Source organism: Aeromonas sp. 602200, from assembly GCF_049173895.1.
Lineage (GTDB): Bacteria > Pseudomonadota > Gammaproteobacteria > Enterobacterales > Aeromonadaceae > Aeromonas > Aeromonas veronii_A.
In genome coordinates, this window is sequence record NZ_JAAKSL010000012.1 from 82,613 (window position 1) to 107,970 (window position 25,358).

A 25,358-nucleotide genomic window follows, 5' to 3' on the forward strand; every position below is an offset into this window, starting at 1 on the left:
CCCATAACGGGGGTAATAAAAAAGCCGACCCTGAGGACGGCTTTTGCAATGTAGTGGCAATATGCCGCTGATCAGAACTCGGCGGTACGCGGAGTACGCGGGAACGGGATCACGTCGCGGACGTTGCCCATACCGGTCACGTAAACCACCAGACGCTCGAAGCCCAGACCGAAGCCGGAGTGCGGGACTGTGCCGTAGCGGCGCAGATCGCGATACCACCAGTAGTCTTCCTGCTTCAGCCCCATCTCGGCCAGGCGGGCATCCAGCACCTCCAAACGCTCTTCACGTTGGGAGCCACCGATGATCTCGCCGATCCCCGGAGCCAGTACGTCCATCGCGGCAACGGTCTTGCCGTCGTCGTTGAGGCGCATGTAGAAGGCCTTGATATCTTTCGGGTAGTTCTTCACTACCACCGGAGACTTGAAGTGCTCCTCGGCCAGATAGCGTTCGTGTTCGGAGGAGAGGTCGATGCCCCAGGAGACCGGGAACTCGAACTTCTTGCCGCAGTTTTTCAGCACTTCGATGGCATCAGTGTAATCAATCTGGGCGAAGTCGGAGGCGACGAAACGCTCCAGACGGCCGATAGCATCCTTGTCCACGTGCTGGGCAAAGAACTCCAGATCGTCGCGACGCTCGGTCAGGACGGCGTTGAAGACGTACTTCAGCATGGCTTCAGCCAGCGCGGCGTTATCTTCCAGATTGTTGAAGGCCACTTCCGGCTCCACCATCCAGAACTCTGCCAGGTGACGACTGGTGTTGGAGTTTTCGGCGCGGAAGGTCGGACCGAAGGTGTAGACCTTGGAGAGGGCACAGGCATAGGTTTCGGCGTTCAGCTGGCCGGATACGGTCAGGAAGGCCTCTTTGCCGAAGAAATCTTCGTTGTAGTCCACCTTGCCAGCGTCGGTGCGCGGCAGGTTTTCCATATCCAGGGTAGAGACGCGGAACATCTCGCCGGCACCTTCGGTGTCAGAGGCGGTGATGAGCGGGGTCGCTACCCAGACAAAACCCTCTTCGTGGAAGAAGCGGTGGATGGCCTGAGCCAGGCAGTGACGAACCCGGGTCACGGCGCCAACGATGTTGGTGCGCGGGCGCAGGTGAGCCTGTTCACGCAGGTACTCGATGCTGTGGCGCTTGGCGGCCATCGGGTAGGTGTCCGGATCTTCGACCCAGCCGACAACCTTCACATCGGTCGCTTGCAGTTCGAAAGCCTGGCCGCTGCCCTGGGATTCGGCGATGATGCCAGTCACTTCCACGGAGCAGGCGGTGGTCAGACGCAGCACTTCATTCTCGTAATTGGCCAGGGTATTGGGGACGACGGCCTGTACCGGATGGAAACAGGAGCCATCGGAAATGGCCAAAAATGAGATCCCCGCCTTGGAATCACGGCGAGTCCGGATCCACCCTCGTACAGTCAGGGTGGTGCCAACCGCATATTTACCGGTCAGCACATCAACTACGGATGCGTGCGTCATCGAAATATTGTCTCCAGCTTGTTCTTGCAGCGCTATTTGCAACACTAGGGAGTCTGGCCCGGGCACAGATGGCCCACCATGGCAGACTAAGCCGTCAATCTTACCCGCGCGGGTTTGATAAACAAGCAAAAATGTCGGACTCTGGTGGGGTTTTCAGCATGGTTCACCCAAGCAGGGTTCCCTCGGGACAGGAGATGTGAGTGAAAGAGCGGCGACAAGGGCCGGATTGGCTGACACGACTGTTGCGAGCAATGGTGCTGATCTGCTGGTGCGGTTTTATCGTGCTGCTTGCGCTCTATCACTATGCTAGGCCGGAGATTGCATATGGTTTTCTGGTTTACGGCGGCATCAAGGTACGCGATTACTGGGATCCCGCACTCACTCCCTGGTTGGTGCATGGCCTGTGGGGTTGCAGCTTGCTGACCCTGGCTGTACTGCTGCTGGAGCGGCGGCGCAGTCGGCGCAGGGATGATGCCTATCACGTCAATCTGGCGATCCTGCTGCTGATCCTTATTGCTTGTCTGCTGTTCTATTACACCGGTTAGCCGATGCCGGGCGGTGTGGTCCGCTATTCGCCAGGGCGAGCTCCCGGCTTGCCGCCGAGCGGTCGCTTGCCGAGCTGGCGCTCCACACTGTCGAGCATCTGGTTGTAGGCCACCGCCACCCGGCCAATCTCGTCGCCGTCATCCCCCTCCAGCCGGTGGCCGAAGTCGTGCAAGTCGGTGGCCTCTTCCATGGAGCGGGTCAACTGGTTGAGAGGGCGCACGATCCAGGTGCGGATGACCCAGAGGGTCAGCAGCAGTCCCATCCCGAAGATGCCGGTGAGAATGAGCGCCGAGGTGAGAATATTCTGCTCGACCCGGGTAAACAGCGAATCGAGGGAGTAGTCAAAGCGCACCGCACCAAGCACGGTGTTCTCCGGCACCAGATGACAGCTGGTGCAGTCGGTGCCGCGAAAATCCTTCTTGGCCAGCAGCGGTCGGGTCACTACCAGACGGCTGTGCATGCCGTTGTGCACCACCTCCAGACTCCCTTTGCCCGCCAGTGCCAGCTCATCAAACTCATCCTTTACCTGTTCGGTCTCCCGTCCCGGCCCGAACTGTTTGCTCACCGCGTCGCCACGAACGATGCGTGCATCCTCCACATGGGCGTGGTCGAGAAACTTGCCGCGCAGAGTATCGCGGGCATCCATCTTGCCGGTCAGCATCAGCATGTTGAGACCGTCGAAATAGGCTTCGGTCTGCTCGCGGCTCTGCTCCTTGATGAGGGTCAGGATGAGATCGCGCTCGCGCACTGCCTGATAGGCTGCGGAGAAGACCAGTACCATGGAGAAGATGAAGAGCAGGAAAAAGTTGATTTTGGCAGCAATGGAGAGGCGCATGAGCAGTCTTTCTTGATAGTAAAACCGCAGCAGTTTACCCCTCTTGGGGCCTCAGGTCTGGTGTTTTGCTCACATTACGGCAAGTGAAAGCGCACTGAAGTGGATAAAGTTGTCCTCATTATATATCAAATGCCGGTAGTCAAACGGGCGGCAGCGATGGCCGCCCGCTGCATGCATTAAAACTCGCCTTCGGCGATGGCCTGACGGATGGCGCCGGTCAATACCCGCAGCTCTTCAGGGGTGATGACGAAGGGGGGCATCAAGTAGACCAGCTTGCCAAAGGGGCGGATCCAGGCGCCCAGTTCGACAAATTTGCGCTGGATGCGCGCCACATCCACCCGCTCTTTCATCTCCACCACCCCGATGGCGCCGAGCACTCGCACATCCGCGACCGCCGGGTGCAGGGTCAGCTCTACCAGTTCTGTTCGCAGCTGATGCTCGATGGTGCGCACCCGCTCCTGCCAAGGTGAGGTCAGCAGCAGATCGATGGAGGCGTTGGCCACCGCGCAGGCAAGCGGGTTGCCCATAAAGGTGGGGCCGTGCATAAAGACGCCGGCCTTGCCGTTACAGATGGTATGGGCGACATGCTCGGTTGTCAGGGTCGCCGAGAGGGTGAGGTAGCCGCCGGTAAGCGCCTTGCCCAGACACATGATGTCGGGGCTGATCCCCGCCCAGTCGCAGGCAAACAGCTGGCCGGTGCGGCCAAAGCCGGTGGCGATCTCGTCGGCAATCAGCAGCACACCGAATTCGTCGCACAGGGCGCGCACCCACTGCAGGTAGCGGGGGTGATAGAAGCGCATGCCGCCAGCGCCCTGCACTATGGGCTCAAGCACGATGGCGGCGATCTCCTCGTGATGATCCGCCATGAGTGTCGCCAGCTCCACCACGCACTGCTCGTCCCACTCGGCGTGGAAGCGGCAGCTGGGGGCTTCGACAAAGTAGTGCTCTGGCAGGAAGCCCTTGTAGAGCTCATGCATGCCGCCATCGGGATCGCAGACGCTCATGGCGCCAAAGGTGTCGCCGTGATAGCCGCTGCGCAGGGCGACAAATTTGGCTCTGGGCGTCCCCTTGGCGTGCCAGTACTGCTGGGCCATCTTGAGTGCCACTTCCACTGCCACCGAGCCGGAATCGGCCAGAAATACCCGATCCAGCCCCTTCGGAGTGATCTCCACCAGCTTGCGGCAGAGCTCGACCGCCGGAGCGTGGGTGAGGCCGCCAAACATCACGTGGGACATCTTGCCGAGCTGGGCGGTGGCGGCTGCGTCCAACTCCGGCACCTGATAGCCGTGCACGCAAGCCCACCAGGAGCTCATGCCATCCACCAGTTTGCGGCCATCGCTGAGGGTGAGGGTGACCCCTTGGGCGCTGGCTACTTCATAGCAGGGCAGGGGGTGAGTGAGGGAGGTATAGGGGTGCCAGATGTGGTGCAGGTCGAATTCTTGATTGGTCATTTGTTGTTCTGTTGTCAATTGGTTTGATCTGGTCGGTGTTGACAGTCTACGCGTGCTCTCTACACTAGCCAACAATTTCAGCCACTTGGCACTGCGCATCACCCTGAGCGCGCGGGCCTGGCGACGGGTTTTGTGGCCGTCCATCCCAAGATGGCGGGCGCAGGATCCCACTAATAACAACCGGAAGCCATGTATGAATGCTCTCACCGTGGGCGGTCACGCCCTTCGTCATGACTGGACCCTCGCCGAGGTTCAGGCCCTGTTTGCCCTGCCGTTCAACGATCTGCTGTTCCAGGCCCAGACCGTCCACCGCGCCCACTTTGACCCGAATGAAGTGCAGGTGAGCACCTTGCTCTCCATCAAGACCGGCGCCTGCCCGGAAGATTGCAAATACTGCCCCCAGAGCGCCCGTTACCACACCGGGCTTGAGGCCGAGCGGCTGATGGAGGTGGAGAAGGTGCTGGAGCGGGCCCGCGAAGCCAAGGCCAACGGCTCGTCACGCTTTTGCATGGGGGCCGCCTGGCGCAACCCCAAAGAGAAGGACATGCCCTACATCATCCGGATGATCGAGGAGGTGCGCGGGCTGGGGATGGAGACCTGCATGACGCTGGGGATGCTCACCGCCGATCAGGCGGCGCGTCTTGGCGCTGCTGGGCTCGATTACTACAACCACAACCTCGACACCTCGCCGGAGTTTTACGGCGAGATCATCTCCACCCGCACCTATCAGGACAGGCTCGATACCCTGGAGCATGTGCGCAGCGCCGGCATGAAGGTCTGCTCCGGTGGTATCGTCGGCATGGGTGAGCAGGCGAAAGATCGGGCGGGCCTCTTGATGGCGCTGGCCAATCTGCCGCGCCACCCGGAGAGTGTGCCCATCAACATGCTGGTCAAGGTGAAGGGGACGCCGCTGGAGGATCAGGAGAACCTCGATCCGTTCGAATTTATCCGCACCATCGCGGTGGCACGGATCATGATGCCCGCCTCCCATGTGCGTCTCTCCGCTGGGCGGGAGAAGATGAACGAGCAGATGCAGGCCATGTGCTTTATGGCGGGAGCCAACTCCATTTTCTATGGCTGCAAGTTGCTGACCACCCCCAACCCGGACGAGAACAGCGACATGCAGCTGTTCAAGCGGCTCGGTATTCGCCCCGCCCAGCGGGCCCAGAAACCGGATCAGGTTCAAGAAGAGGAGCTGCTGGCCGAGGTGAGCCGCCAGAGCGAACCTGCCGAGATGTTTTATGACGCCACCCGCCCCCGAGCAGAGACTGCGCGGTCATGACTGGTCCTGCTGTAACGGGCCCCTTTGGGTTGGGCGCAGCGCTGGCCGAGCGCGATCAGGCGAGCCTGCTGCGCAACCGCATCGCGACCGACGGGGCGAGTGGCGGGCGACTCAGGGTTGCGGGGCGCGACTACCTCAACTTTTCCGCCAACGACTATCTGGGGCTGGCTGATCATCCCGCCATCAAGGCCGCCTTCAAAGCGGGGATTGAGCGCTATGGCACGGGCTCCGGCGCCTCGCCGCTGGTGACCGGTTACAGTCATGCCCACCAACAGCTTGAGGAGACCCTGGCCGAGTGGCTCGGGGTGGAGGCGGTGCTGCTGTTCAACTGCGGTTTTTCGGCCAATCAGGCGGTGCTCAAAGCGCTGCTCGGCAAGGAGCATCTGCTGTGGCAGGACAAACTCAACCACGCCTCTTTGCAGGAGATGGGCAGCCAGCTCCCTTGCAAGATGAAGCGTTTTGCCCACAACGATATGGCGGCCCTTGAACGGCAGCTTGAGCCAAATCGCGGGCTCATCGTCTCGGAGGGAGTGTTCAGCATGGACGGGGATCAGGGCCCTTGGCGCGATCTCGCAACCCTCGCCGCCCAAAGCGGCAACTGGCTGATGATCGACGATGCCCACGGCCTCGGCGTGCAGGGGCCCGAGGGGCGTGGCACGCTGGCCGCACAAGGGGTGAACCCGGCCTGCGTACACATCCAGATGGGCACTTTTGGCAAGGCGCTCGGGGTTGCCGGTGCCTTTGTCGGCGGCAGTCGCGAACTGGTGGAGTATCTGGTCAACTTCGCTCGCCACTATGTCTACAGTACCCATATGCCCGCCGCGCAGGCCTGTGCGGTGAGCAAGAGTATCCAACTGGTACGCGCCGCCGAGGATGCCCGCGCCCATCTTGGCCAGCTGATCGCTCGCTTCCGGCAAGGGGCAAAGGCGCAGGGTTGGCAACTGGGGGCGAGCGACACCCCGATCCAGCCGCTGCTGGTGGGGGAGAGCAGTGTTGCCCTGCAACTGGCCGAGCGGCTGCGGGATCGCGGTGTCTGGGCTGGCTCCATTCGCCCGCCCACGGTGCCAGTCGGTACGGCCCGGCTGCGCATTACCCTGAGCGCGGCTCACCGCGAGCAGGATGTGGATCGCCTGCTCGATGCCTTGGGGGTCTGCCCTGCAGTTACAACGCTTGGGGAGGCTCATCATGACTGAGCGTTTTCAAACGGTCGACAAGGAGCAGCTTGCTCGCCGTTTCGGCGCTGCCGCTCGTCATTACGATGCCCACGCCCGCTTTCAGCAGGAGGTGGGTCAGGCGCTGCTGGAATGGATGCCGAGCAGGCCGGTTGGCACTGATCTGACGGTGAGCGGGCTGGATCTGGGCTGCGGCACCGGCTTTTTCTTGCCCCAACTGGCGAACCGTTGTCACCAGCTGGTGGGGCTTGATCTCGCCCCCGGCATGCTGGCGCAGGCCGCCTTGCGTGGCAGCGGTGCTCGCCTGCTCTGCGGCGATGCGGAGCAGCTTCCTTTCGCCGATAACGCGTTCGACTGGGCTTTCTCCAGTCTGGCGCTGCAGTGGTGCGAGCGTCCGGCCCAGGCTTTTGGCGAGCTGCTGCGGGTGGTCAAACCGGGCGGCCAGATCTTTTTCTCAACCCTGCTCGATGAGTCGCTCTGGCAGTTGCGAGCCGCCTGGCAGCAGCTTGATGGTCGCGCCCATGTCAATCGCTTCCTCAGCCTGCCACAATTGGAGCAGGCGCTGGCTAGCGCCGGGGTATCTGCTCCCGAGCTGCGTTGTATCACCTGGGATCTCGCCTATCTTGAATTGCCGCAGTTGTTGCGCGATCTCAAGGGGATTGGGGCCAATCAGATCAACGACAATCAAGGGGGCGCCGCCCCGGCCGGTCTGAGCGGTCGCGCCAGATTGCAGCAGCTGGCTCAGGCATATGAAGCATTTCGCCAGCCCGATGGCAGGTTGGTCGCCAGTTATCGGGTGTGTCTCGGTCGCCTCAGCAAGCCTCGCTGAGCGCCGGGAATTGCAGTGTGTGCAGGGCAGTGAGCCACTCCCTGCCAAGGAGAGAACCATATGAAATCATTCTTTATCACCGGCACAGATACCGATGCGGGCAAGACGCTGGTGGCACGCACTCTGCTGCGCGAATTCAGCGCACAGGGGATCCGCTGTGCCGGCTACAAGCCTATCTCGGCAGGGTGTGCCCGAACACCCGATGGATTGCGCAACCTCGACGCTGTTCTGTTGCAGGAGGCGGCGAGTGTTCAGCTGCCTTATGAGGTGGTCAATCCCTTTGCCTATGAGCCGCCGATTGCGCCCCATATCGCTGCCAGCGAGGCGCGCCAGCCCATTACCATGCAGGGGCTGAGCGAGGGGCTGCGCAAGATTGAACAGGCAGGGGCCGAGCTTGCAGTAGTGGAAGGGGCGGGGGGCTGGTATCTGCCGCTGGATCGCAAGCATCTGCTGTCGGATTGGGTGAAGCAGGAGAACATGCCGGTGATTTTGGTGGTGGGGGCCAAGCTGGGCTGTCTCAACCATGCACTGCTCACCTTTGCTGCCATTCGCAACGATCGGTTGCCAGTGGCGGGATGGGTTATTAATCGCCTTCACAGTGCCATGAGCCACTATCAGGAAAATCTGGACACCCTGAGGGGGATGTTACCGGCCCCGTTTCTGGGGGAAATTCCCTTTATAAACAATCCATTTGAGGCTGATTTGCAGGGGCGGCTTGATATCTCTCCGCTCTTGTGACGTCACATTCAGCGAACATTCATCGAGTCTCCCTAAAATTCATCCATAACATGGAGATAGGGAGGTCGAGTGATCTCTCTCCGTGTCTTTAATTCTCACAAGGAGTCTATATGAAGCGAATTATGCTATTCCTGGTGACCAACCTGGCCGTCATGCTGGTGCTGGGGGTGGTACTCAATATCCTGTTCTCGGTTCTGGGGATCAACAAGTCCAGCATTTCCGGGCTGTTGATGTTCTGTGCCGTGTTCGGTTTTGGGGGTTCCTTTATCTCCTTGCTGATGTCCAAGTGGATGGCCAAGCGCAGCTATGGCGTCCAGGTCATCGAGCAACCTCGTAACGAGACCGAGCACTGGCTGGTGAGCACTGTTGCCCGTCAGGCCCGCGAAGCGGGTATCAAGATGCCGGAAGTGGGGATCTACGACTCTCCCGAGATGAACGCCTTTGCGACCGGCGCCCGCCGAGATGATTCGCTGGTGGCGGTCTCCTCCGGCCTGCTCTACAGCATGAGCCGTGACGAGGCGGAAGCGGTACTGGCCCACGAGGTGAGCCACGTTGCCAACGGCGACATGGTGACCCTGACCCTGATCCAGGGGGTGGTGAACACCTTCGTGATGTTCTTCGCCCGCATCGTGGCTGGCGTCATCAGCAACTTCTTCAGTTCCAACAACGAGGAAGAGAGCAGCAGCACCGGTGGTTTTGCCTACATGATCACCGTGTTTGTGCTGGAGATGTTGTTCGGCATTCTGGCCTCCATCATCGTCATGTGGTTCAGCCGTCAGCGCGAGTTTCGTGCCGATGCCGGTGCCGCCAAGCTGGCCGGTCGCGACAAGATGATTGCCGCCCTTGAGCGCCTCTCCCGCGGTGCCGAGCCGCAGCTGGAAGGCTCTATGATGGCCTTTGGCATCAACGGCAAGCGCTCCATGAGCGAACTGTTCATGAGCCACCCGCCCATCGAGCAGCGTATCGCCGCCCTGCGTGGTTGATAGATACTGAATGACAGGGGATAACGCCGAATAAAAAACGGCTGCCTTGGGGCAGCCGTTTTGTTTTGCAGCCTTCTTTAAAGCTTGAAGTGCCCCATCTCCTGGCGCAGCACCCGTGACAGCTGCTTGAGCTTGGCTGCCTCTTGGGACACGTGGCGGGCGGCATCCCCCGATTGTTCCGAGAGGGAGGTGATGTTGCCGACGGTAGAGACCACCTCGTTGGCGGCGGTGGACTGCTCGCGCAGGGTGTGGCTGATCTCTCCCATCAGACCGGTGAGATTGGAGGCGTGGCTCTGGATGCTGGCGATTGCCTGCCCGGTCTGGTTGGCCAGTGTGACCCCGCGGGAGACGTTGTTGACCGTGTTCTCCATGCTGCGGATAGAGGCATCCGCCCCGCTCTGGATCTTGCTGATCATCCCGGTGATCTGCTGGGTCGAGGCCGCCGAGCGGCTGGCCAGATTGCGTACTTCGTCGGCAACCACCGCAAAGCCACGTCCCTGCTCACCGGCCCGCGCCGCCTCGATAGCCGCGTTGAGGGCCAGCAGGTTGGTCTGATCGGCGATGCCGCGGATCACGCCGATGATCTCCGAGATCTGCTGGGTATGGCTGTTGAGTTCTGCGATGGTGCTGGCTGCTTCACCGACCGTGGTGGAGATATTCTCGATGCTGCCAAGCGTCTCCTTGATGACCCCGGAGCCCTCCTCCAGCGTGTCGGCTGAGACCTTGCTGAGCTCGTCTGCATGGCTGGCATTGTCGGAGAGGTGGCTGATGCTCACCACCAGCTCTTCGATGGCGGCGGCCATGGTCTGGGTACTGGTTTGCTGATCGGTGGCGAACTGGGCGGTCTGCTCCGCTATCTGGGCGATGCTGTCGGCCGAATTGGACAACTCCTCGGTGGAGTGGGATACCTTGCCGATGATCCCCTTGAGGGTGCTCTGTGTGGTGCCAAGCAGGCCGATAAGACTCTCTTTCGAGCCTTGGGGCACCTTGATGGGGCGGGAGAAATCCCCTTCCGCCAGCAGATGGAGATCGGTCTTGAGCTGTTCGACCGAGGTGCCCACCAGATCGAGCAGGGAGCGATATGTGCGCCAGAGGAAGAACATCAATACCAGGCCCAGAGCGATAAAAAGGTAGCGCAGCATGTCGGTATTGGTGGTGGCACTCTCGACCGCCTCCTGGTTGCGCCCCTCCATCATCACGTAGAAATCGTCGATGGGTGACATGATGCGACCCTTGTTCTGGTGATAGGCCTTGTCATGCATCATGGCGATGGCCTTCTGCTGGTTGGCGGCCAGATCACCGTCCGTCTGCTGCACCAGTTTGAAGGCAGCCACCTCGGTGTTGACCAGGGCATCCGAGTTGTTCTTGGCCTCGTTGAGCTTGGCGAGTTCAGCATCGGTGAAACCGGCATCCTTCATCAGATCGATCAGGCCGCGGCGAACATTGCTGTCGGGGCGAGGATTCTGGCCGTTGGCCGCGACAAAATCCCAATAGATACGGTTGTAGCCATCCGGTCTCGGCTGTTCGCCGTTGCGAATGGCCAGTATCCGCATGTACTGCTGCTCGTAGGCTGGATCCTTGGTGATGACGTAGGTGCGACCGAGTCGGGTCAGGTCATCGGAGGATTGGCGCAGCTCGTCGGCCAGCAGGTAGGAGAGATATTGTTGTCGATAACTCTCTTCCAGTTGTTTACCCGCCCAGCTGTAGGCGAAAAACACCAGTGACAGCAGGATCAGGGTGATCACGGAGAGCAAGAGGTTGAGTTGAAAGGCGGGTTTGTTCTGTTCCATGGTTTGAGCGTCCTTATTCTCACCGGGTAACCCCCTTGGTCAGACGGCAAAGGCCGCTATGTCGGAGGGGTTTTGTTGTTATTGCTGTGAGTATAGAAGTCATCGTCGGCATGGTTGCGCAGGCGGGGCGAGAAAGAGACGAGAATGGAGGAACCGCGGGTCGACAGGGGGGAAAAGGTCGGCCAGGATCGGGGCCCAGCCAGCCTTTTCGTGGCTCGATCACCTTATTTGATGACGATGTCTGTGAGCGGTACGGCGCAGCAGGTGAGGATTTTGCCCTCTGCCCGCTCGGCGGCACTGATGGCGGGGGCGCCGGGGTGATCCACCTCGCCCGAGATCAGCGTCTGTTTGCAACTGCCGCAGATCCCGGCGCGGCAGCTCCAGGGCAGCTCTACGCCTTGCTTGTTGGCCTGATCCAGCACAGTGCCCTGATTGTTGCCGGTAAAGGCTTGGGCGCCGATACGCAGTTGTACCGCCTGATGGGGGCGGGCCACCGAGAGAATGGCGCCGCCAAAACTCTCCTGTTTGATCCGTGCGGCCGGAACGCCGAGGGCCGCAACTTTGGCGGCAGCATCGGCCATAAAACCGTGGGGGCCGCAGATAAAGACCTCTTTTTCGGCCAACCCTTTGACCAGTCGCAGATGCTCATCATTGAGTCGCCCTTGCAGCCCCTGCCAGTGATTGTCCGGCTGGCTCAGGATAATGGTGAGGGTCATGCCCTGCTGCGCCATGGCGTACAGTTCGCTGGCGGCGGGAATGTCCGCTTCACTGCGGCACAGGTGCATAAAGTGAACCTCTTCCAGCTCCCCGCGTAGCGCCAGGGTGCGGGCTATCGCCAGCATGGGGGTGACGCCGGAGCCTGCGGAGAGCAACAGGAGGTTGCGCTCGCGGCCCAGGTGAAAATCGCCAGCGGGGTTGGCGGCCAGCAGCCGATCACCCACCTGCAACTGCTGGTGCAGCCAGTGGGAGATGCGACCCCCCTCCACCTTTTTGACGCTGATGCTGTAACGCTCCGGGTGATCCGGCGTAGAGCTCAGGGTATAGCGGCGCTGGATCCGTTCATTTTTGATATCGAGGCTGATGGGCAGATGCTGGCCCGGCAGGTAGTCGGGCAGAGGCTCGCCATCGGCGGCTTCGAACCAGAAGGTCTCCAGATCCCGCGCCAGCGGTTCGCGGGCCACGCAGACCAGCTCCCGCTTCTTCGGAGCGGCGGCGGGATAGACCACCGGACGGGTGCGCTCCAGCACTTCTATCTCGCTGCCTGCCTCAATCCATCCCTCGTTCAGGGCGATCAGGTTCTGGCCGAAGTAGACCTCGCCATCCTCGCCACGGCGGTAGCGGGTGAGGGTGGCCAGCGGCTCTTTCAGGGCGTTGAAACGATCGGTGCCCGCTTCCACCGTGGTCATGATGCAGCGGCTGCAGGGTTTGACCACCTTGAATTCCACCTCACCGATGCGGATGCGCACCCAGCTGTCCTCCTCGAAGGGCAGGGTATTGCTTGCCACCAGATTGGTGCGGAACTGGCTCATCTGATGCAGCGCATCGGAGCGCAGATTGAGATCCTCAAGGGAAGCCTGGCTTATCAGCAGCAGCGGATAACCGTCGGCAAAGCTGACCCGGGTGCCAGTCTTTTCACGAAAGCGATCCGAGGTTTCACCCAGCCAGAGCAGTTGCACCGTTTCCCCTGCCACCCGGCTCAGCCATCCATCGGCTTTGGGGTCGGTGTGCAGGGCGGTGAAGCGGTCGCTCCAGACTCCGGTAGCTTGCGGGGCGCGGCTGAAGTCGACCTCTTGCAGGGTGAGCGGTTCAAAGCCCGGATAGCGCAGTTGCAAGCCTCCTTCGATGGGGGTGGCCACGACCTGTTGCAGCTGGGGATGGGTACGGGCTGTGATAAAGGTGCCGTCCGGTTTGACCACCATGTAGCGGCGATCCCCTGCCAGTCCCTCTTCGGTCACCCGGGCGCGAGCCAGCGGCATACCTGCAGTCGATTTGATGGGGTAGAGGTGAATGCTGTCTAGCCTGGGCATCTTCATATCCTTGTGACGCGGCGCGATCGCCTGGAAAAAGGGGAACATAACGGTTCCCTGGCGATCCGGCAATCCTTTCAAGGGGGCGGTCTATAGTTGGGAAAACAGAACAAGAGGGCATCGGGATGAAAATAAGCTGGTTGCTGGCGGGGAGCCTTTTTTGCCACGGGCTCTGGGCGCAGGAGCTGACCCTGACCACGGGAGAGTATCCCCCTTACTGCTCCGAGACACTGAAATATCAGGGGCTGATCCCCCATGTGGTGAGCGAGGCGTTCAAGAGTGAAGGGGTGAGCGTCAAGTTCCAGTTTCTGCCCTGGAAGCGGGCCTTTCGCTTGTCGGAGGAGGGGATTGTGGATGGCACAGTCCACTGGTATGAGTCGAGCGAGCGGCGCAAAACCCATCTCTACAGCGATCCCATACTGAGCGAAACCTACGTCTGGTTCTATCTCAAGTCCGATCCGCTGGAATGGCGTGGCTATCCGGATCTGGCGGATCGCAAGCTGGCTGCGGTCAGTGGCTATACCTACAATGCAGATTTTTTTGCAGCCATCGCGCAGGTGCCGCTGCAGGTGCAGTTCGTCACCCGGCTGCGTCAGAGCTTCGATCTGCTGCTCTCCGGCCGCGCCGACCTGACCCTGGAGAACATCGATGTCGGCTACTACTCCCTGCGTCAGTTCTACCCGGCCAGCACGGTCGATCTCTTTGCAACCCATTCAAAACCCGTGATGAAAGTTGAAGGTCACCTGCTGATCAGCCGCAAGCGTGCCAACGCTGACGAGCTGATCAAAACCTTCAATCGGGGGCTCGCCAAACTGAAAGCCAGCGGTCAGCTGGAGAAGATGTTACTTGAGTCACGTTCTGGTCTCTATGAACCATAAAGTGCAACATTTTTTGATCCTGATTCGCTAATTAGTACAAAAAAGCGGCCATTATCGACTCAGTTCCCAGTTTCTAACGCTTTCGCTTCTTCCCCATCCGGCCACCGTCCGCCTCGGCTACACGGTATCAAGCGCCATCGGGTGGGGCCTGTCACACAAAAAGAAGAAAGCAATGTATGAGCAAACAACTGGACATGACCCCATTGCCGGATCTCTCCCTGAAAACGGGAACAGGCCCGGTGCGTACCCGGCTACCCGTCTGGCGGCCGGCCTTGCCACCCTGCAATCACGCCTGCCCGGCCGGAGAAAATATCCAAGCCTGGCTCTCTTTGGCGCAGGCCGGTCGTTTTGAGGAGGCTTGGCAGACCCTGATCGAAGAGAACCCCTTGCCCGCCATTCATGGCCGGGTCTGCTATCACCCCTGCGAGAGCGCCTGTAACCGCGGTCAGGTGGATGAATCCGTCTCCATCCACGCTATCGAGCGTTTCCTCGGCGACGAGGCGCTGGCCCGCGGTTGGCAGCCTGCGTCACCTGCCCCTGCCAGCGGCAAGAAGGTGCTGGTGATCGGTGCCGGTCCCTCCGGCCTCTCCTGCGCCTGGCACCTCAACCGGCTTGGCCATCAGGTGGAGATCCGCGAAGCAGGGCCGCTGGCGGGCGGCATGCTGCGTTTTGGCATTCCCGCTTACCGCTTGCCCCGCGACGTGCTGGATCGGGAGGTGGCCCGCATCGTGGCGGCTGGTGTCACCCTGACCCTCAACCACAAGGTGGAGGATGTGCTGCGCGAGCGCGACGAGGGGGGCTTTGACGCCATTTTTATGGCCATCGGCGCCCATCTGGCCAAGCGGGTCGATATTCCGGCCCGGGAAGCGGGAAAAATCCTCGATGCGGTGAGTTTCCTCGAGCAGGCCAGTCTTGCCGAAGAGAAAGGACTGCCACCGCCAAAACTGGGACGGCGGGTTGCCATCTACGGCGGCGGCAACACCGCCATGGATGCGGCCCGTACCGCTCGTCGCCTCGGGGTGGAAGAGGCGATGATCATCTACCGCCGCGACCGGGACCATATGCCCGCCCACGCCTTTGAAGCCGATGAGGCCGAGGAGGAGGGGATCAAGATCAACTGGCTGCGCAGCATCCGCCAGCTCGACAACACCAATATCGAGGTGGAGGTGATGGCGCTGGATGCAGAGGGCAAGCCGGTACCCACCGGCAAGTTTGAAACCCTCGAAGCGGATTCCCTTATTCTGGCGCTCGGTCAGGAGGTCGACCTCTCGGTGCTGGAGAGCATCCCCGGCGTGCGGGTCAACAAGGAGGGGGTGGTGCAGGTGGCGGGCAATCTGATGACAGATGTCGCCGGGCTGTTTGCCGGCGGCGATATGGTGCCCTCCGAGCGCACTGTTACCATCGCCACCGGTCATGGCAAGAAGGCGGCGCGCCACATGGATGCCTGGCTGCGTGGTCGCCACTATCAGAAGATGCTCTCCTACCCGCTGGTGGGGCCGGAGCAGTTGCAGCTCTGGTTCCAGACCCACGCGCCCGCCAGCAATCAGCCGGTCAAACCGGCGTGGGCGCGGGACGACTTTGGCGAGATCATCGGTGGGCTGGATGAGGTGGCCGCCCGTTACGAGGCGGCGCGTTGCTACTCCTGCGGCAACTGCTTCGAGTGCGACGGCTGCTACGGCAGCTGCCCCGAGCAGGCCATCGAGAAGCTGGGGCCGGGCAAGGGCTATCAGGTGGATGCCGAGCGCTGCACCGGCTGCGGCGCCTGCCACGACCAGTGTCCTTGTCACGCCATCGAGTTGCGCCAACCACAGGAGTCCCAATGAAACATGAACTGATCATGGTCGACGGCAACGAAGCCGCGGCCCGGGTGGCGTACCAGCTGAGTGAAGTGTGTGCCATCTACCCCATTACCCCGAGCTCGACCATGGCCGAACTGGCCGACGCCTGGGCGGCGGAGGGGCAGACCAACCTGTGGGGCAACATTCCCACTGTGGTGGAGATGCAGAGTGAAGGGGGGGCGGCCGGTACGGTACACGGCGCCCTGCAGGCGGGGGCGCTCGCCACCACCTTCACCGCCAGTCAGGGACTGATGCTGATGCTGCCCAACATGTACAAGATCGCCGGTGAATTGACCTCGGCGGTGTTCCATGTGGCGGCCAGATCGCTCGCGGCGCAGGGGCTGTCGATTTTTGGCGACCATCAGGACGTGATGGCGGCGCGCAGCACCGGCTTTGCCATGCTTGCCTCCGGCTCGGTGCAGGAGGCGCAGGACTTGGCCTTGGTTGCCCACAGCGTCACCCTGCAGTGCCGGGTGCCTTTCATCCACTTCTTCGACGGCTTTCGCACCTCCCACGAGGTGAACAAGATCACCGCCCTGCATCGGGATGAAATTCGCGCCCTTATCGACAACGACTGGGTGCGCGCCCACCGCGCGCGGGCCCTCAACCCGGATCATCCGGTGATGCGTGGCACCGCCCAGAACCCGGATACCTATTTCCAGTCCCGCGAGAGCGTCAACCCCTTCTACGAAGCGGTGCCGGCACGGGTGCAGCAATGCATGGACAATCTCGGCGAGCTGACCGGCCGCCACTACCGCCTGGTGGAGTACCACGGCGCGCCTGATGCCACCGATGTGATCGTGCTGATGGGCTCGGGGGCGGCTACCGCCCGCACCACAGTGGATTGGCTCAACCAACAGGATCGCAAGACCGGGGTCTTGGTCATTCGCCTCTATCGCCCCTTCCCGGTACAGGCGCTGCTCGATGCGCTGCCGCAGAGCGTGCGGCGCATGGCGGTGCTGGATCGCACCAAGGAGCCGGGCGCCGGTGGCGAGCCGCTGCTGCTGGATGTGCAGAGCGCGCTGATCGACGGCTTGCAGCGCGGCCTTATCAAGCGGCTGCCGTGGCTCAGTGGCGGTCGCTACGGCCTCTCTTCCAAAGAGTTCACCCCCGCCATGTGCGCGGCGGTGTTCGAGGAGCTGGCATCCGATGCGCCGCGTCCGCGCTTTACCGTGGGGATAGTGGACGACGTGTCGGGCCTCAGTCTGGCCTGGCACCCCATCGGTGATCTGGAGCCTGCCAGCCGGGTGCGGGCGCTCTTCTTCGGCCTCGGTGCCGACGGCACTGTGGGCGCCAACAAGAACAGCATCAAGATCATCGGCGAGCTGGAGGGGTTCCACGCCCAGGGTTACTTCGTCTACGACTCCAAGAAGTCGGGCTCGCGTACCGTCTCCCACCTGCGCTTTGGCCCCGAGCCCATCGATGCCCCCTGGCTTATCGAGCAGGCGAGCTTTATCGGCTGCCACCAGTGGTGCTTTGTCGAATCGGTCGATCTGCTGGAGCACGCCGCCGAGGGGGCGACCCTGCTGCTTAACGCCCCCTATGAGGCTGACAAGGTGTGGGGCCAGCTGCCCGAGCGGCTGCGTGCCCGTATTCGCGCCCTCAATATCCAGCTCTACTGCATCGATGGGGATCGGGTGGCCGAGCAAAACGGTATGGGCAATCGCATCAACACCATTATGCAGACCTGTTTCTTCGCGCTAGCCGGAGTGTTGCCACGGGACGAAGCCATTGCGCTGATTAAGGAGAGCATCGAGAAGAGCTATGCCCGCAAGGGGCCAGAGGTGGTGGCGCGCAACTTCGCGGCGGTGGACGACACCCTGGCTCACTTGAGCAAGGTGGTCATTCCGGCCGGTGAGGAGCAGATCAGCGACTATCCGCTGCCGTTGGCACCGGGTGGCAGCGAGTTTGTCCAGCGGGTCACTGGCGAGATGCTGGCGGGGCGTGGCGATCTGATCCCCGTCTCCATGTTGCCGGTGGATGGCACTTACCCCACCGCCACCAGCCGCTTCGAGAAGCGGGATATCGCCCGCGAGATCCCGATCTGGCACTCCGATATCTGCATCCAGTGTGGCAACTGCGTCTTTGTCTGCCCCCACGCGGCGCTGCGGGCCAAGTTCTACCATCAGGACTGGCTGGCGACCGCCCCCGAGGCAGCGCAGTCGGTGCCCGTCACCGCCAAGGGCTTCCCCGACAGCCGCTACACCTTGCAGCTCTATCCGGAGGATTGCACCGGTTGTGGCCAGTGCGTGCAGGCTTGTCCGGTGCGGGCAGGAGCGGATGAGAGCCATGAAGGCGAGCGCGCCATCGCCATGATGGACAAGGCGCCCCATCTGGCTGGTCAGAAACAGGCGCTGCGCTGGTTCGAAAGCCTGCCGTGGCCTGCCCGCGAGCGGGTGGACTTCTCCACGGTGCGCGGCACTCAGTTCCTCGAACCCCTGTTCGAGTTCTCCGGTGCCTGCGCCGGCTGTGGCGAGACCCCTTATCTCAAGCTGTTGACCCAGCTGTTTGGCGATCGCATGCTGGTGGCCAACGCCACCGGTTGCTCCTCCATCTACGGCGGCAACCTGCCGACCACCCCGTGGGCCAAGAACGGCGAAGGGAAGGGGCCCGCTTGGTCCAACTCCCTGTTTGAGGATAACGCCGAGTTTGGCTTTGGTTTTCGTCTCACCGCCGATCAGCATCACGGGCAGGCGGTAGCGGCCCTCGAAGCGATGAAAGGGGAGCTGGGGGAAGCGTTGGTCGAGTCGCTTATCAACGCTCCGCAGCGGCTGGAGTCGGAGATCCGCGCCCAGCGCACCCGGGTTGCGCAAGTGCGCGAGCGGCTGGAAGAGGTGAAATCCGGCAAGGCTCGCGAGCTGCTGTCCTTGATTGATCAGCTGGTGCGCCGTTCGGTCTGGATCATCGGCGGCGATGGCTGGGCCTATGACATCGGCTCGGCGGGGCTCGATCATGTGCTCGCCTCCGGCCGCGATGTGAACGTGCTGGTGATGGATACCGAGGTCTACTCCAACACTGGCGGCCAGATGTCGAAATCGACCCCGCTCGGTGCCGTCGCCAAGTTCGCGGCGGGGGGCAAGACGCTGGCCAAGAAGGATGTGGCGTTGCAGGCCATCTCCTATGGCAACGTCTATGTTGCCCGCATCGCCTTTGGTGCCAATCCGCAGCAGGCGCTGCAGGCCTTGCGTGAGGCCGAAGCCTATCCGGGCCCGTCGCTGATCATCGCCTACAGCCACTGCATCGCTCATGGCATCGATATGGAGTTTGGTCTAACTCAGCAAAAACGCGCCGTGGCCTCTGGCCACTGGCCGCTGATGCGCTACAACCCGGTACTGCGCAGATCGGGGCAGAACCCCTTTAGTCTCGACAGCCTGCGCCCCTCCATCCCCCTCGCTGAATACCGGCAGGAGGAGACCCGTTATCGGGTGCTGGCCCAGAGCCACCCGGAGGAGGCGCAGCGGCTGATGCAGGTGGCGCAAAAAGTGGCGTGGCAGAAGTGGGCCACCTACGAGGAGATGGCCACCCGTGAGGCCAGCCATTTTCATCCGCCGGTGTGAGGATTGTGTGAGTGAAATATAACCAAGCGGGCCATTGGCCCGCTATTTTTATATTGATAGCAAAGGGTTCTTGGCTTACGAATATATGCACCACCTACAATGTTGTAAATTTATAAAAATTGGGTGGGAGTGATACAATAGATTGTCTATAAAGGGAGAGCTTCCATTTATTCGATAGTAAGGGTAGGGCTATCTTGAAGATGTCGACAGTAAAATATTGAAAAGACATGTCATTTTTATTGAACTGTCTGACAGAACTGGGCACGATATACGAAGCAATATGTGTTCTGTAGATAATTGAGGTTTTAAATTGAAAGAACAACGTAGTACTAATATCATTTTTAGTAATGAAGCTATAGCAGGACTAGTTATAACTGCAATGTCCTATTTGGTGGCATATATTTTTGAGAGAAGCTATCTCTCATATTTTGAAGTTCCAGAAGGGTTACTACAGGTTGAGGTTAAGTCAATAATTTTAGCATGTTTGTCTATTCTAGGTCTGACGGGATTGGTTTATCAAGTTTTAGATCTGGTTACTACGGTTATTAATGATAAGTATGCGGATAAACCAATAGCTAAAATTTTTGACTCATATGGGGTTATTTTTATTCCTGCGGTGATATTGTGTCTTTTTATTGATGCAGAGTGGTATAAGAAGGTTTTCTTTCTGACTATCCCTTTTATGAATATGTGGTTTCAGATAATAATGCCATTTTTTGAAATAAAAAATTATGGTTCGTATAGTGATGCTCAAAGTAAAGTTATTGAGTGGTCGAGGGGTTATGGTGGTTTAACTCAGAGATATAAAGTATTTGGTGAGGCATCGATTGGGCGTGTTGTATTAATATGTTTTTACCTAGCTGTCGCTGCGCATGCTGCTGGTAATGTTTCAGCATCAAACCAAAAAGAATATTTTTCGGATGAATTAGGTCGAGTGCTTATTCGAGCTTACTCAGGAAATGCCATAATGGCTTATTCTAATGAAAACAAACTGACTGGCATGTTTGTTTTAACGCCTATAAATGGTCTCAAGCTTAAAAAAATTGAATCTGAGCAAAATATACTTAACAAGGAAGGGATTGACAGCAAAATGTATGGGTTGTTTGATAGAGTGTTTAATTTAATTAAAAACGGTTTGTCATAATGTATATAACAAATGCTTCAAGAATAACTATCAACGTTTGGCTCTTCTAGTTCCAAGATGCTGCGGTAGTTGTGTTATTGCGTTATAAGTCCTTTAGCCGGGAGTTATGTTTACCCTAGCAACAGGTTCTACCCTCTCGAGATAACTGAGAAGTTACATATTCAGTTTTTAATTCGCATCAATGGCACAGGGAAAGAAGGTTGAGTGATCGAGGAAAAGAGAGTTGGAAAAAATATGACGCCCGATATGACTTACGACATCACTCACTAATAGAAACGATATGCCGCAGCTATTGGCGGCATTTGTCTATCTGCAGGCCAAAGCTTTCTTTTTATTCCAAGGCAGGTAAGCTGCGGGGCAAATAGCGTCAAACAGGAGAAGGGACGATGACAGAACAACATATCGCCGGGACGATCAGTATTCTGGGGGCGGGGTGGCTCGGGCTGCCGCTGGCGCGGGCTCTGCTGGCGGCAGGCAAGCAGGTGGCGGTCACGGTCAGCAGCGCCGAGAAGGCGGCCCGTCTGCAGGGGGAGGGGATCGCTGCCTATCCGCTGACGATTTCTGCCCATATGTCGGATGCATGGCCCATCCCCTGCGAATCGCTGGTTATCTGCGTACCGCCCAGCAAGACCGATGACTATCCGCAGGCGGTAGCAAAGGCCTGCGCATTGGCCAACGCGAGTGGCACCCGGCGGGTGCTGTTTGTCAGCGCCACCTCGGTATGGGGGGCGGGGCAGCAGGAGGGTGAACAGCCCAAACCGCGCCATGCCCGTGGTGAGCGGATGCTGGCGGCGGAGCAGGCGGTGCTGACGGCCGGTTTCGAGTCGGTGATGATAGTGCGTCCCTCCGGCCTTTATGGCCCGGATCGCCATCCCGGCCGTTTCCTCGCGGGCAAGACCTTGGATGGCGGCGCCCAGTCGGTCAATCTGGTCCATCTGGACGATGTGGTGGCGGCCTGCATCTTGCTGCTTGAGCGGGGCAAGGACGGGGATGTTTTCAACCTGAGCGCGCCCGTGCATCCGCGTCGCGAGCAGTTTTACCCCTTTGCGGCGCGCCAGCAGGGGCTGCCCGCGCCGGTCTTTATCGAGCCTGCCGGTGAATTTCAGCCCATCGACGGTCAGCTGATTTGCCAGCAGATGGGATTCAACTATCGCTGGCCCGATCCGGCCCACTGGTTTGCCGAGCTCGCCGCCTCGGGCAATTGAGGTTTGCCAAGGGGGGGATCGCCCCCTATCATGCCGCCATCCATGAGAGAGAGGCGGTAATGATGGTAGATACAAAACGTCACCCCGATGGGGAGTTGTTGCTGAGAACCCTGGCAATGCCAGCCGATACCAACCCCAATGGTGACATCTTTGGTGGCTGGATCATGTCCCAGATGGATATAGGTGGGGGCATTATGGCCAAGGAGCTGGCAAAAGGACGTATTTGTACCGTATCCGTCGAAGGCATGACCTTCCACAGTCCGGTCAAGGTGGGCGATGTGGTCTGCTGCTACGGCCGCTGCATGAAGATCGGCCGCAGCTCCATGAAGCTCAAGCTGGAGGTGTGGGTCAAGCCGGTACTGCGGGAAAACGATGCCCAGCGTTACTGCGTGACCGAGGGGATCTTCACCTATGTCGCCATCGACGAACAGGGCAAATCCCGCCCGGTTCCGGTGAGTGCCTGATTAAATCAGCCGGGCATTGATGATGGATATTTCCTGCTCAAGCCCGGTTTTTTGCCGTATCATGCGTTCCAGCATCTCTTCCGAGCCCACATATTGCAGGGTGTCGAACAGGCAGAGATCGCATTGAGGGTCCCGTCTTATCTGGTAGACGGTGGACAGCTCCACTTGATGACAATTTCCTTGTTGATCATAAAACGTCACGTTGTACCGAAGTTCTTTCGCCATGAGACAAGGTCCTTCTGGTTGGGTGGAACAGGGACTATCAGCTTAGTCGGCGTGGATGACGTTTGTGATGGTCGCAACAAAAAGCAAAGGCGGGCGGTTGTTAGCCAATGAAAAATAGTTATCGCATTCTTGGCACCTCCCTGCTGACCCTGGGGTTGGTAGGCTGTTTTGAGGTGCCGGATCAGAACCATCTGGTCACAGCTCAAGGGATTGTGCCGGGACTCGACTGCCAGCGTCCGCCGCTGGTAGCGTTGGCGACCACGGCGCTGCCCCGTGAATTCGGGGTGACGGTGTGGAATCTCTACAAGGGCCAGCGCAAAAACTGGCGCGAAGGGATGGACAGTTATGCCAAGGGGCAGGATCTGGTGCTGCTGCAAGAGTCGGCCACCCGTCCCGATATGCTCGACTGGCTGCGCGCCGGTGATTTCCAGTGGCAACAGCTGCAAGCCTTCACCCAGGGCGGCGTCTCGTTCGGGGTGATGACGGTGGCCAAGACCCCGCAGGCGTTCGTCTGTGGCGTGCGCTCCCCCGAACCTTTGCTGCGCATCCCCAAATCCGGGCTGGTCAGCCTCTATCCGCTGCAGGGCGATCCTGATGGCGTCATGGTCATCAATATCCATGCGGTCAACTTCGAACTGGGGATGGCTACCTTCCGCGAGCAGCTCAACGATCTGACTGCGCTGGTGCGCCGCCATCAGGGGCCGGTGATCCTGGCCGGTGATTTCAACACCTGGAGCGACAAGCGCCAGTTCTGGCTGAATAAATTGGTGGACGAGCTGGGTCTGCAAGAGGCCGTGCCGGTGCCTGACTTGCGCCGAACCGCCTTCGGTCGCCCGCTGGATCACCTCTACTACCGCAATCTGGATTTGGTCGAGGTGAGCTCACCGGCGACCGACAGTTCGGATCACAACCCCATCATTGCGCGCTTTGCCGCCCAGTCTGTGACTCCCTGACCCCAGTCTGTGACTTCCTGACAAGGGATGGTGCGAGTTCCGCTAATAAAAAATCCGGCGCCTGATGGCGCCGGATTTTTTATACGTTCTGGCGGTCAACCCGCTCGGGATGACCCGCAGGCATTACTGGTAGAGACCCAGATTCGCTTTGGCGTAGGCTTCGAAATCGGTGCAGCCGCCGATGTGCTGCTCATCCAGGAAGATCTGCGGCACGGTATTGACCGGCTTGCCGGCGCTCTTGGCCAGATCTTCTTTGGTGATCCCTTCGGCATGGATATCCACGTAGCGGAATTTGAAGTCATCGCGCTGTTCGGTCAGCTGCTCGGCGATCTGTACGGCACGGACACAGTAGGGGCAACCCGGGCGACCAAAAATCACTGCAAACATATTTTCTCTCCGTTTTTTAAGCCGTTTATGTATGGCCGTTGATATGAGGCAGGCAACAGCATAGCCCTGCCTCGTGGCGACTTGAAGCCGAAATTATCGATACCGTGATTCGAGTGGGCCTATTGGCTCAGCTCTCATCGGCGATCTGGATCGGCTGCTGCTGATAGATGCTCTCCAGCACCCCCTTCTCGAATACAGTCCAGGGCCACGGCGCCTTGCTGGCACGGTAGCGCTCATGGGTGGCCGGATCTTGGGACAGGCCGCGCTGGAACATCACGAACGCCTTGCGCTGGCCGCCCGCAGTGTCGATAAAGCCCACCAGATTGGAGGTGCCGGTGATGGTGCCGGTCTTGGCGTGGACCTTGTTCTTCATCATGGGGGCGGTGACACTGCGGCGCCACGCCAGGGTGCCATCTACCTGAGAGCTCGGCAGCAGCTTGATCAGGCCAAGCTCGGCATCATTTTTCTGGATGAAGTTCAGCACCGACATCATCTGACGGGCGCTGATGAGATTGTGAGCGGAGAGACCGGAGCCGTCAGCCAGAGTGGCGTTGCCCAGATCGATACCGTTCTTGGTCAGAATGGCGCGCACCGCCATGGTGCCGCTGCGATAGCTGCCCGGCTTGTTGTAGTAGTGACGGCCCACGGTTTTGAGGAAGGTATCGGCGTAGAGGTTGTCCGATTTCTTCAGCATCTTGGCGAGCATCACCGGCAGGGAGACCGAGTAGTGGGTGCCCAGCGTCTCTGCCCCTTCAGGGGCCTTGTGGGTGACCCGCAGCAGGCCATCATGCTTGATACCGGCCCGGTTCATCGCCCAGCGGATATTGTCCCAGCCCCAGGCTTCCACGTCGTGGATGGCGAAACGCAGCCCCTGCGGCTCTTTATTCGGGGTGATGCAGCCCTTGAGCTCGTAGAAGTTGCCCTTGGCCATGTCCACTTCCAGTGCGCAGAACTGGCGCGCCATGTCGCCATAGCTCATCACCTCCACGTTGTCGGCCCCGACCCCGATGGGGACGCCGGTGGCCACATTGCCCACAGCTGGTTTGCCGATCTGGGTGGCGGTGATGGTGGCGTAGGCGCAGTTCTTGTCGATGATGACCGAGGAGACAGGTGCTGCGAAGCAGAGGGTCTGATCTCCCCACGACCAGCCGTTGCCGCGCTCGTAGCCGTTGTAGGCGCCGGTGTTGACGTAGACATTGCCCTTGATGCTGGTGACGCCGAGCTGTTTGAACAGGGCGAGCAGATCCATGCGGGAGAGGGTGGGGTCGCCGACGAAGTTAATCCAGATATCGCCGTTGATGGTGTCACCCTGTTTGGCGCCCGGCTGGGACTGAATATCGGTGGCGAAGCGGAAATCGGCACCCAGCTCGAGGCGGGCCGCCAGCGCGGTGAGCACCTTCATGGTGGAGGCGGGGGCGATCATCTGATCCGCATGGCGGGCGAACTCGACGCCGTTATTGCCCTGCACCATGATGGCGTACTGGCCACCCTGAGGGGGCGTCAGCGGGGCGGCATGAGCCGCCAGAGAAGAAAAGAGAGCACAAAAACCAATCAACAGCCGCTGCATAACATCCTCTAACGT

Annotated in this window: 21 protein-coding genes; 13 read left to right on the top strand and 8 right to left on the bottom strand. The window is 59.9% G+C overall.

Annotation, left to right across the window (positions count from 1 at the left end):
- Positions 1-71: 71 nt before the first annotated feature.
- Positions 72-1,472 carry an asparagine--tRNA ligase gene (asnS, locus tag G5221_RS14680; protein ID WP_005344365.1) on the bottom strand — a complete coding sequence of 467 codons (1,401 nt, stop codon included), beginning with the start codon at positions 1,470-1,472 and terminating at the stop codon, positions 72-74.
- 200 nt (positions 1,473-1,672) lie between these two features.
- Here asnS and G5221_RS14685 point away from each other — a divergent pair, with 200 nt between their 5' ends.
- Positions 1,673-2,017 (top strand): hypothetical protein, encoded by a 345-nt coding sequence (locus G5221_RS14685; protein ID WP_421263488.1) that lies wholly within the window; start codon positions 1,673-1,675, stop codon positions 2,015-2,017.
- Between the two features lie 23 nt (positions 2,018-2,040).
- Here the strand turns inward: G5221_RS14685 and G5221_RS14690 are convergent, their stop codons facing one another.
- Positions 2,041-2,853, bottom strand: coding sequence for a HAMP domain-containing protein (locus G5221_RS14690; RefSeq protein ID WP_216979127.1), 813 nt, complete (start codon positions 2,851-2,853; stop codon positions 2,041-2,043).
- A gap of 176 nt (positions 2,854-3,029) precedes the next feature.
- Complete coding sequence (gene bioA / locus G5221_RS14695) at positions 3,030-4,304, bottom strand: adenosylmethionine--8-amino-7-oxononanoate transaminase (RefSeq protein WP_421263489.1); 1,275 nt, start codon at positions 4,302-4,304, stop codon at positions 3,030-3,032.
- 193 nt (positions 4,305-4,497) lie between these two features.
- Here bioA and bioB point away from each other — a divergent pair, with 193 nt between their 5' ends.
- From bioB to htpX, 5 genes are all read left to right on the top strand, one after another.
- The gene (gene bioB / locus G5221_RS14700) at positions 4,498-5,586 is read left to right on the top strand and encodes a biotin synthase BioB (RefSeq protein WP_421263490.1); all 1,089 of its coding nucleotides are present in this window, start codon (positions 4,498-4,500) and stop codon (positions 5,584-5,586) included.
- Positions 5,583-6,779 carry an 8-amino-7-oxononanoate synthase gene (bioF, locus tag G5221_RS14705; protein ID WP_421263491.1) on the top strand — a complete coding sequence of 399 codons (1,197 nt, stop codon included), beginning with the start codon at positions 5,583-5,585 and terminating at the stop codon, positions 6,777-6,779. Before bioB ends, bioF begins: the two co-directional genes overlap by 4 nt.
- Complete coding sequence (gene bioC, locus G5221_RS14710; RefSeq protein WP_421263492.1) at positions 6,772-7,587, top strand: malonyl-ACP O-methyltransferase BioC; 816 nt, start codon at positions 6,772-6,774, stop codon at positions 7,585-7,587. The genes bioF and bioC overlap by 8 nt, the downstream gene beginning before the upstream one ends.
- Positions 7,588-7,647: 60 nt before the next feature.
- Entirely contained in the window at positions 7,648-8,325 is a 678-nt protein-coding gene (gene bioD, locus G5221_RS14715; RefSeq protein ID WP_227340888.1) for a dethiobiotin synthase, read from the top strand.
- Between the two features lie 110 nt (positions 8,326-8,435).
- The gene (gene htpX / locus G5221_RS14720) at positions 8,436-9,308 is read left to right on the top strand and encodes a protease HtpX (protein ID WP_069527876.1); all 873 of its coding nucleotides are present in this window, start codon (positions 8,436-8,438) and stop codon (positions 9,306-9,308) included.
- A 77-nt stretch (positions 9,309-9,385) separates the two neighbouring features.
- On the opposite strand, the gene G5221_RS14725 is transcribed toward htpX, so the two are convergent.
- On the bottom strand, positions 9,386-11,098 hold the full coding sequence (locus G5221_RS14725) for a methyl-accepting chemotaxis protein (RefSeq protein ID WP_227340887.1): 1,713 nt from the start codon (positions 11,096-11,098) through the stop codon (positions 9,386-9,388).
- Positions 11,099-11,322: 224 nt separating this feature from the next.
- Positions 11,323-13,173, bottom strand: coding sequence for an MOSC N-terminal beta barrel domain-containing protein (locus G5221_RS14730; RefSeq protein WP_421263493.1), 1,851 nt, complete (start codon positions 13,171-13,173; stop codon positions 11,323-11,325).
- A gap of 77 nt (positions 13,174-13,250) precedes the next feature.
- Between G5221_RS14730 and G5221_RS14735 the strand changes: the two genes are divergently transcribed.
- From G5221_RS14735 to yciA, 6 genes are all read left to right on the top strand, one after another.
- On the top strand, positions 13,251-14,003 hold the full coding sequence (locus G5221_RS14735; protein WP_421263494.1) for a substrate-binding periplasmic protein: 753 nt from the start codon (positions 13,251-13,253) through the stop codon (positions 14,001-14,003).
- A gap of 176 nt (positions 14,004-14,179) precedes the next feature.
- Positions 14,180-15,826, top strand: coding sequence for an NAD(P)-binding protein (locus G5221_RS14740; protein WP_421263495.1), 1,647 nt, complete (start codon positions 14,180-14,182; stop codon positions 15,824-15,826).
- Positions 15,823-19,398: a pyruvate:ferredoxin (flavodoxin) oxidoreductase gene (nifJ, locus tag G5221_RS14745; protein ID WP_421263496.1), complete on the top strand. Its 3,576-nt coding sequence runs from the start codon at positions 15,823-15,825 to the stop codon at positions 19,396-19,398. Before G5221_RS14740 ends, nifJ begins: the two co-directional genes overlap by 4 nt.
- 310 nt (positions 19,399-19,708) lie before the next feature.
- Positions 19,709-20,542, top strand: a complete 834-nt coding sequence (locus G5221_RS14750) for a hypothetical protein (RefSeq protein ID WP_227340883.1) — start codon at positions 19,709-19,711, stop codon at positions 20,540-20,542.
- Between the two features lie 386 nt (positions 20,543-20,928).
- Positions 20,929-21,747: an NAD-dependent epimerase/dehydratase family protein gene (locus tag G5221_RS14755; RefSeq protein ID WP_421263497.1), complete on the top strand. Its 819-nt coding sequence runs from the start codon at positions 20,929-20,931 to the stop codon at positions 21,745-21,747.
- A 59-nt stretch (positions 21,748-21,806) separates the two neighbouring features.
- The gene (gene yciA, locus G5221_RS14760; RefSeq protein WP_005337875.1) at positions 21,807-22,211 is read left to right on the top strand and encodes an acyl-CoA thioester hydrolase YciA; all 405 of its coding nucleotides are present in this window, start codon (positions 21,807-21,809) and stop codon (positions 22,209-22,211) included.
- On the opposite strand, the gene G5221_RS14765 is transcribed toward yciA, so the two are convergent.
- A complete protein-coding gene (locus tag G5221_RS14765) occupies positions 22,212-22,436 on the bottom strand; it encodes a hypothetical protein (protein ID WP_005344394.1) in 225 nt (74 codons plus the stop codon). It lies immediately after the preceding gene.
- Between the two features lie 107 nt (positions 22,437-22,543).
- On the opposite strand from G5221_RS14765, the gene G5221_RS14770 reads away from it, so the two are divergent.
- Positions 22,544-23,389, top strand: a complete 846-nt coding sequence (locus tag G5221_RS14770; protein ID WP_005337873.1) for an endonuclease/exonuclease/phosphatase family protein — start codon at positions 22,544-22,546, stop codon at positions 23,387-23,389.
- 123 nt (positions 23,390-23,512) lie between these two features.
- Here G5221_RS14770 and G5221_RS14775 read toward each other — a convergent pair whose 3' ends face one another.
- Entirely contained in the window at positions 23,513-23,809 is a 297-nt protein-coding gene (locus G5221_RS14775; RefSeq protein ID WP_223849348.1) for a GrxA family glutaredoxin, read from the bottom strand.
- Between the two features lie 94 nt (positions 23,810-23,903).
- Positions 23,904-25,343 (bottom strand): D-alanyl-D-alanine carboxypeptidase/D-alanyl-D-alanine endopeptidase, encoded by a 1,440-nt coding sequence (gene dacB, locus G5221_RS14780; RefSeq protein WP_266134419.1) that lies wholly within the window; start codon positions 25,341-25,343, stop codon positions 23,904-23,906.
- Between the last annotated feature and the right edge of the window lie 15 nt (positions 25,344-25,358).

Excerpts from the sequence above, each read along its gene's own strand:
- asnS (WP_005344365.1), bottom strand. The coding sequence starts at position 1,472 with ATGACGCACGCATCCGTAGTTGATGTGCTGACCGGTAAATATGCGGTT.
- G5221_RS14690 (WP_216979127.1), bottom strand. The coding sequence starts at position 2,853 with ATGCGCCTCTCCATTGCTGCCAAAATCAACTTTTTCCTGCTCTTCATC.
- bioA (WP_421263489.1), bottom strand. The coding sequence starts at position 4,304 with ATGACCAATCAAGAATTCGACCTGCACCACATCTGGCACCCCTATACC.
- bioB (WP_421263490.1), top strand. The coding sequence starts at position 4,498 with ATGAATGCTCTCACCGTGGGCGGTCACGCCCTTCGTCATGACTGGACC.
- bioF (WP_421263491.1), top strand. The coding sequence starts at position 5,583 with ATGACTGGTCCTGCTGTAACGGGCCCCTTTGGGTTGGGCGCAGCGCTG.
- bioC (WP_421263492.1), top strand. The coding sequence starts at position 6,772 with ATGACTGAGCGTTTTCAAACGGTCGACAAGGAGCAGCTTGCTCGCCGT.
- bioD (WP_227340888.1), top strand. The coding sequence starts at position 7,648 with ATGAAATCATTCTTTATCACCGGCACAGATACCGATGCGGGCAAGACG.
- htpX (WP_069527876.1), top strand. The coding sequence starts at position 8,436 with ATGAAGCGAATTATGCTATTCCTGGTGACCAACCTGGCCGTCATGCTG.
- G5221_RS14725 (WP_227340887.1), bottom strand. The coding sequence starts at position 11,098 with ATGGAACAGAACAAACCCGCCTTTCAACTCAACCTCTTGCTCTCCGTG.
- G5221_RS14730 (WP_421263493.1), bottom strand. The coding sequence starts at position 13,173 with ATGTTCCCCTTTTTCCAGGCGATCGCGCCGCGTCACAAGGATATGAAG.
- G5221_RS14735 (WP_421263494.1), top strand. The coding sequence starts at position 13,251 with ATGAAAATAAGCTGGTTGCTGGCGGGGAGCCTTTTTTGCCACGGGCTC.
- G5221_RS14740 (WP_421263495.1), top strand. The coding sequence starts at position 14,180 with ATGAGCAAACAACTGGACATGACCCCATTGCCGGATCTCTCCCTGAAA.
- nifJ (WP_421263496.1), top strand. The coding sequence starts at position 15,823 with ATGAAACATGAACTGATCATGGTCGACGGCAACGAAGCCGCGGCCCGG.
- G5221_RS14755 (WP_421263497.1), top strand. The coding sequence starts at position 20,929 with ATGACAGAACAACATATCGCCGGGACGATCAGTATTCTGGGGGCGGGG.
- yciA (WP_005337875.1), top strand. The coding sequence starts at position 21,807 with ATGATGGTAGATACAAAACGTCACCCCGATGGGGAGTTGTTGCTGAGA.
- G5221_RS14765 (WP_005344394.1), bottom strand. The coding sequence starts at position 22,436 with ATGGCGAAAGAACTTCGGTACAACGTGACGTTTTATGATCAACAAGGA.
- G5221_RS14770 (WP_005337873.1), top strand. The coding sequence starts at position 22,544 with ATGAAAAATAGTTATCGCATTCTTGGCACCTCCCTGCTGACCCTGGGG.
- dacB (WP_266134419.1), bottom strand. The coding sequence starts at position 25,343 with ATGCAGCGGCTGTTGATTGGTTTTTGTGCTCTCTTTTCTTCTCTGGCG.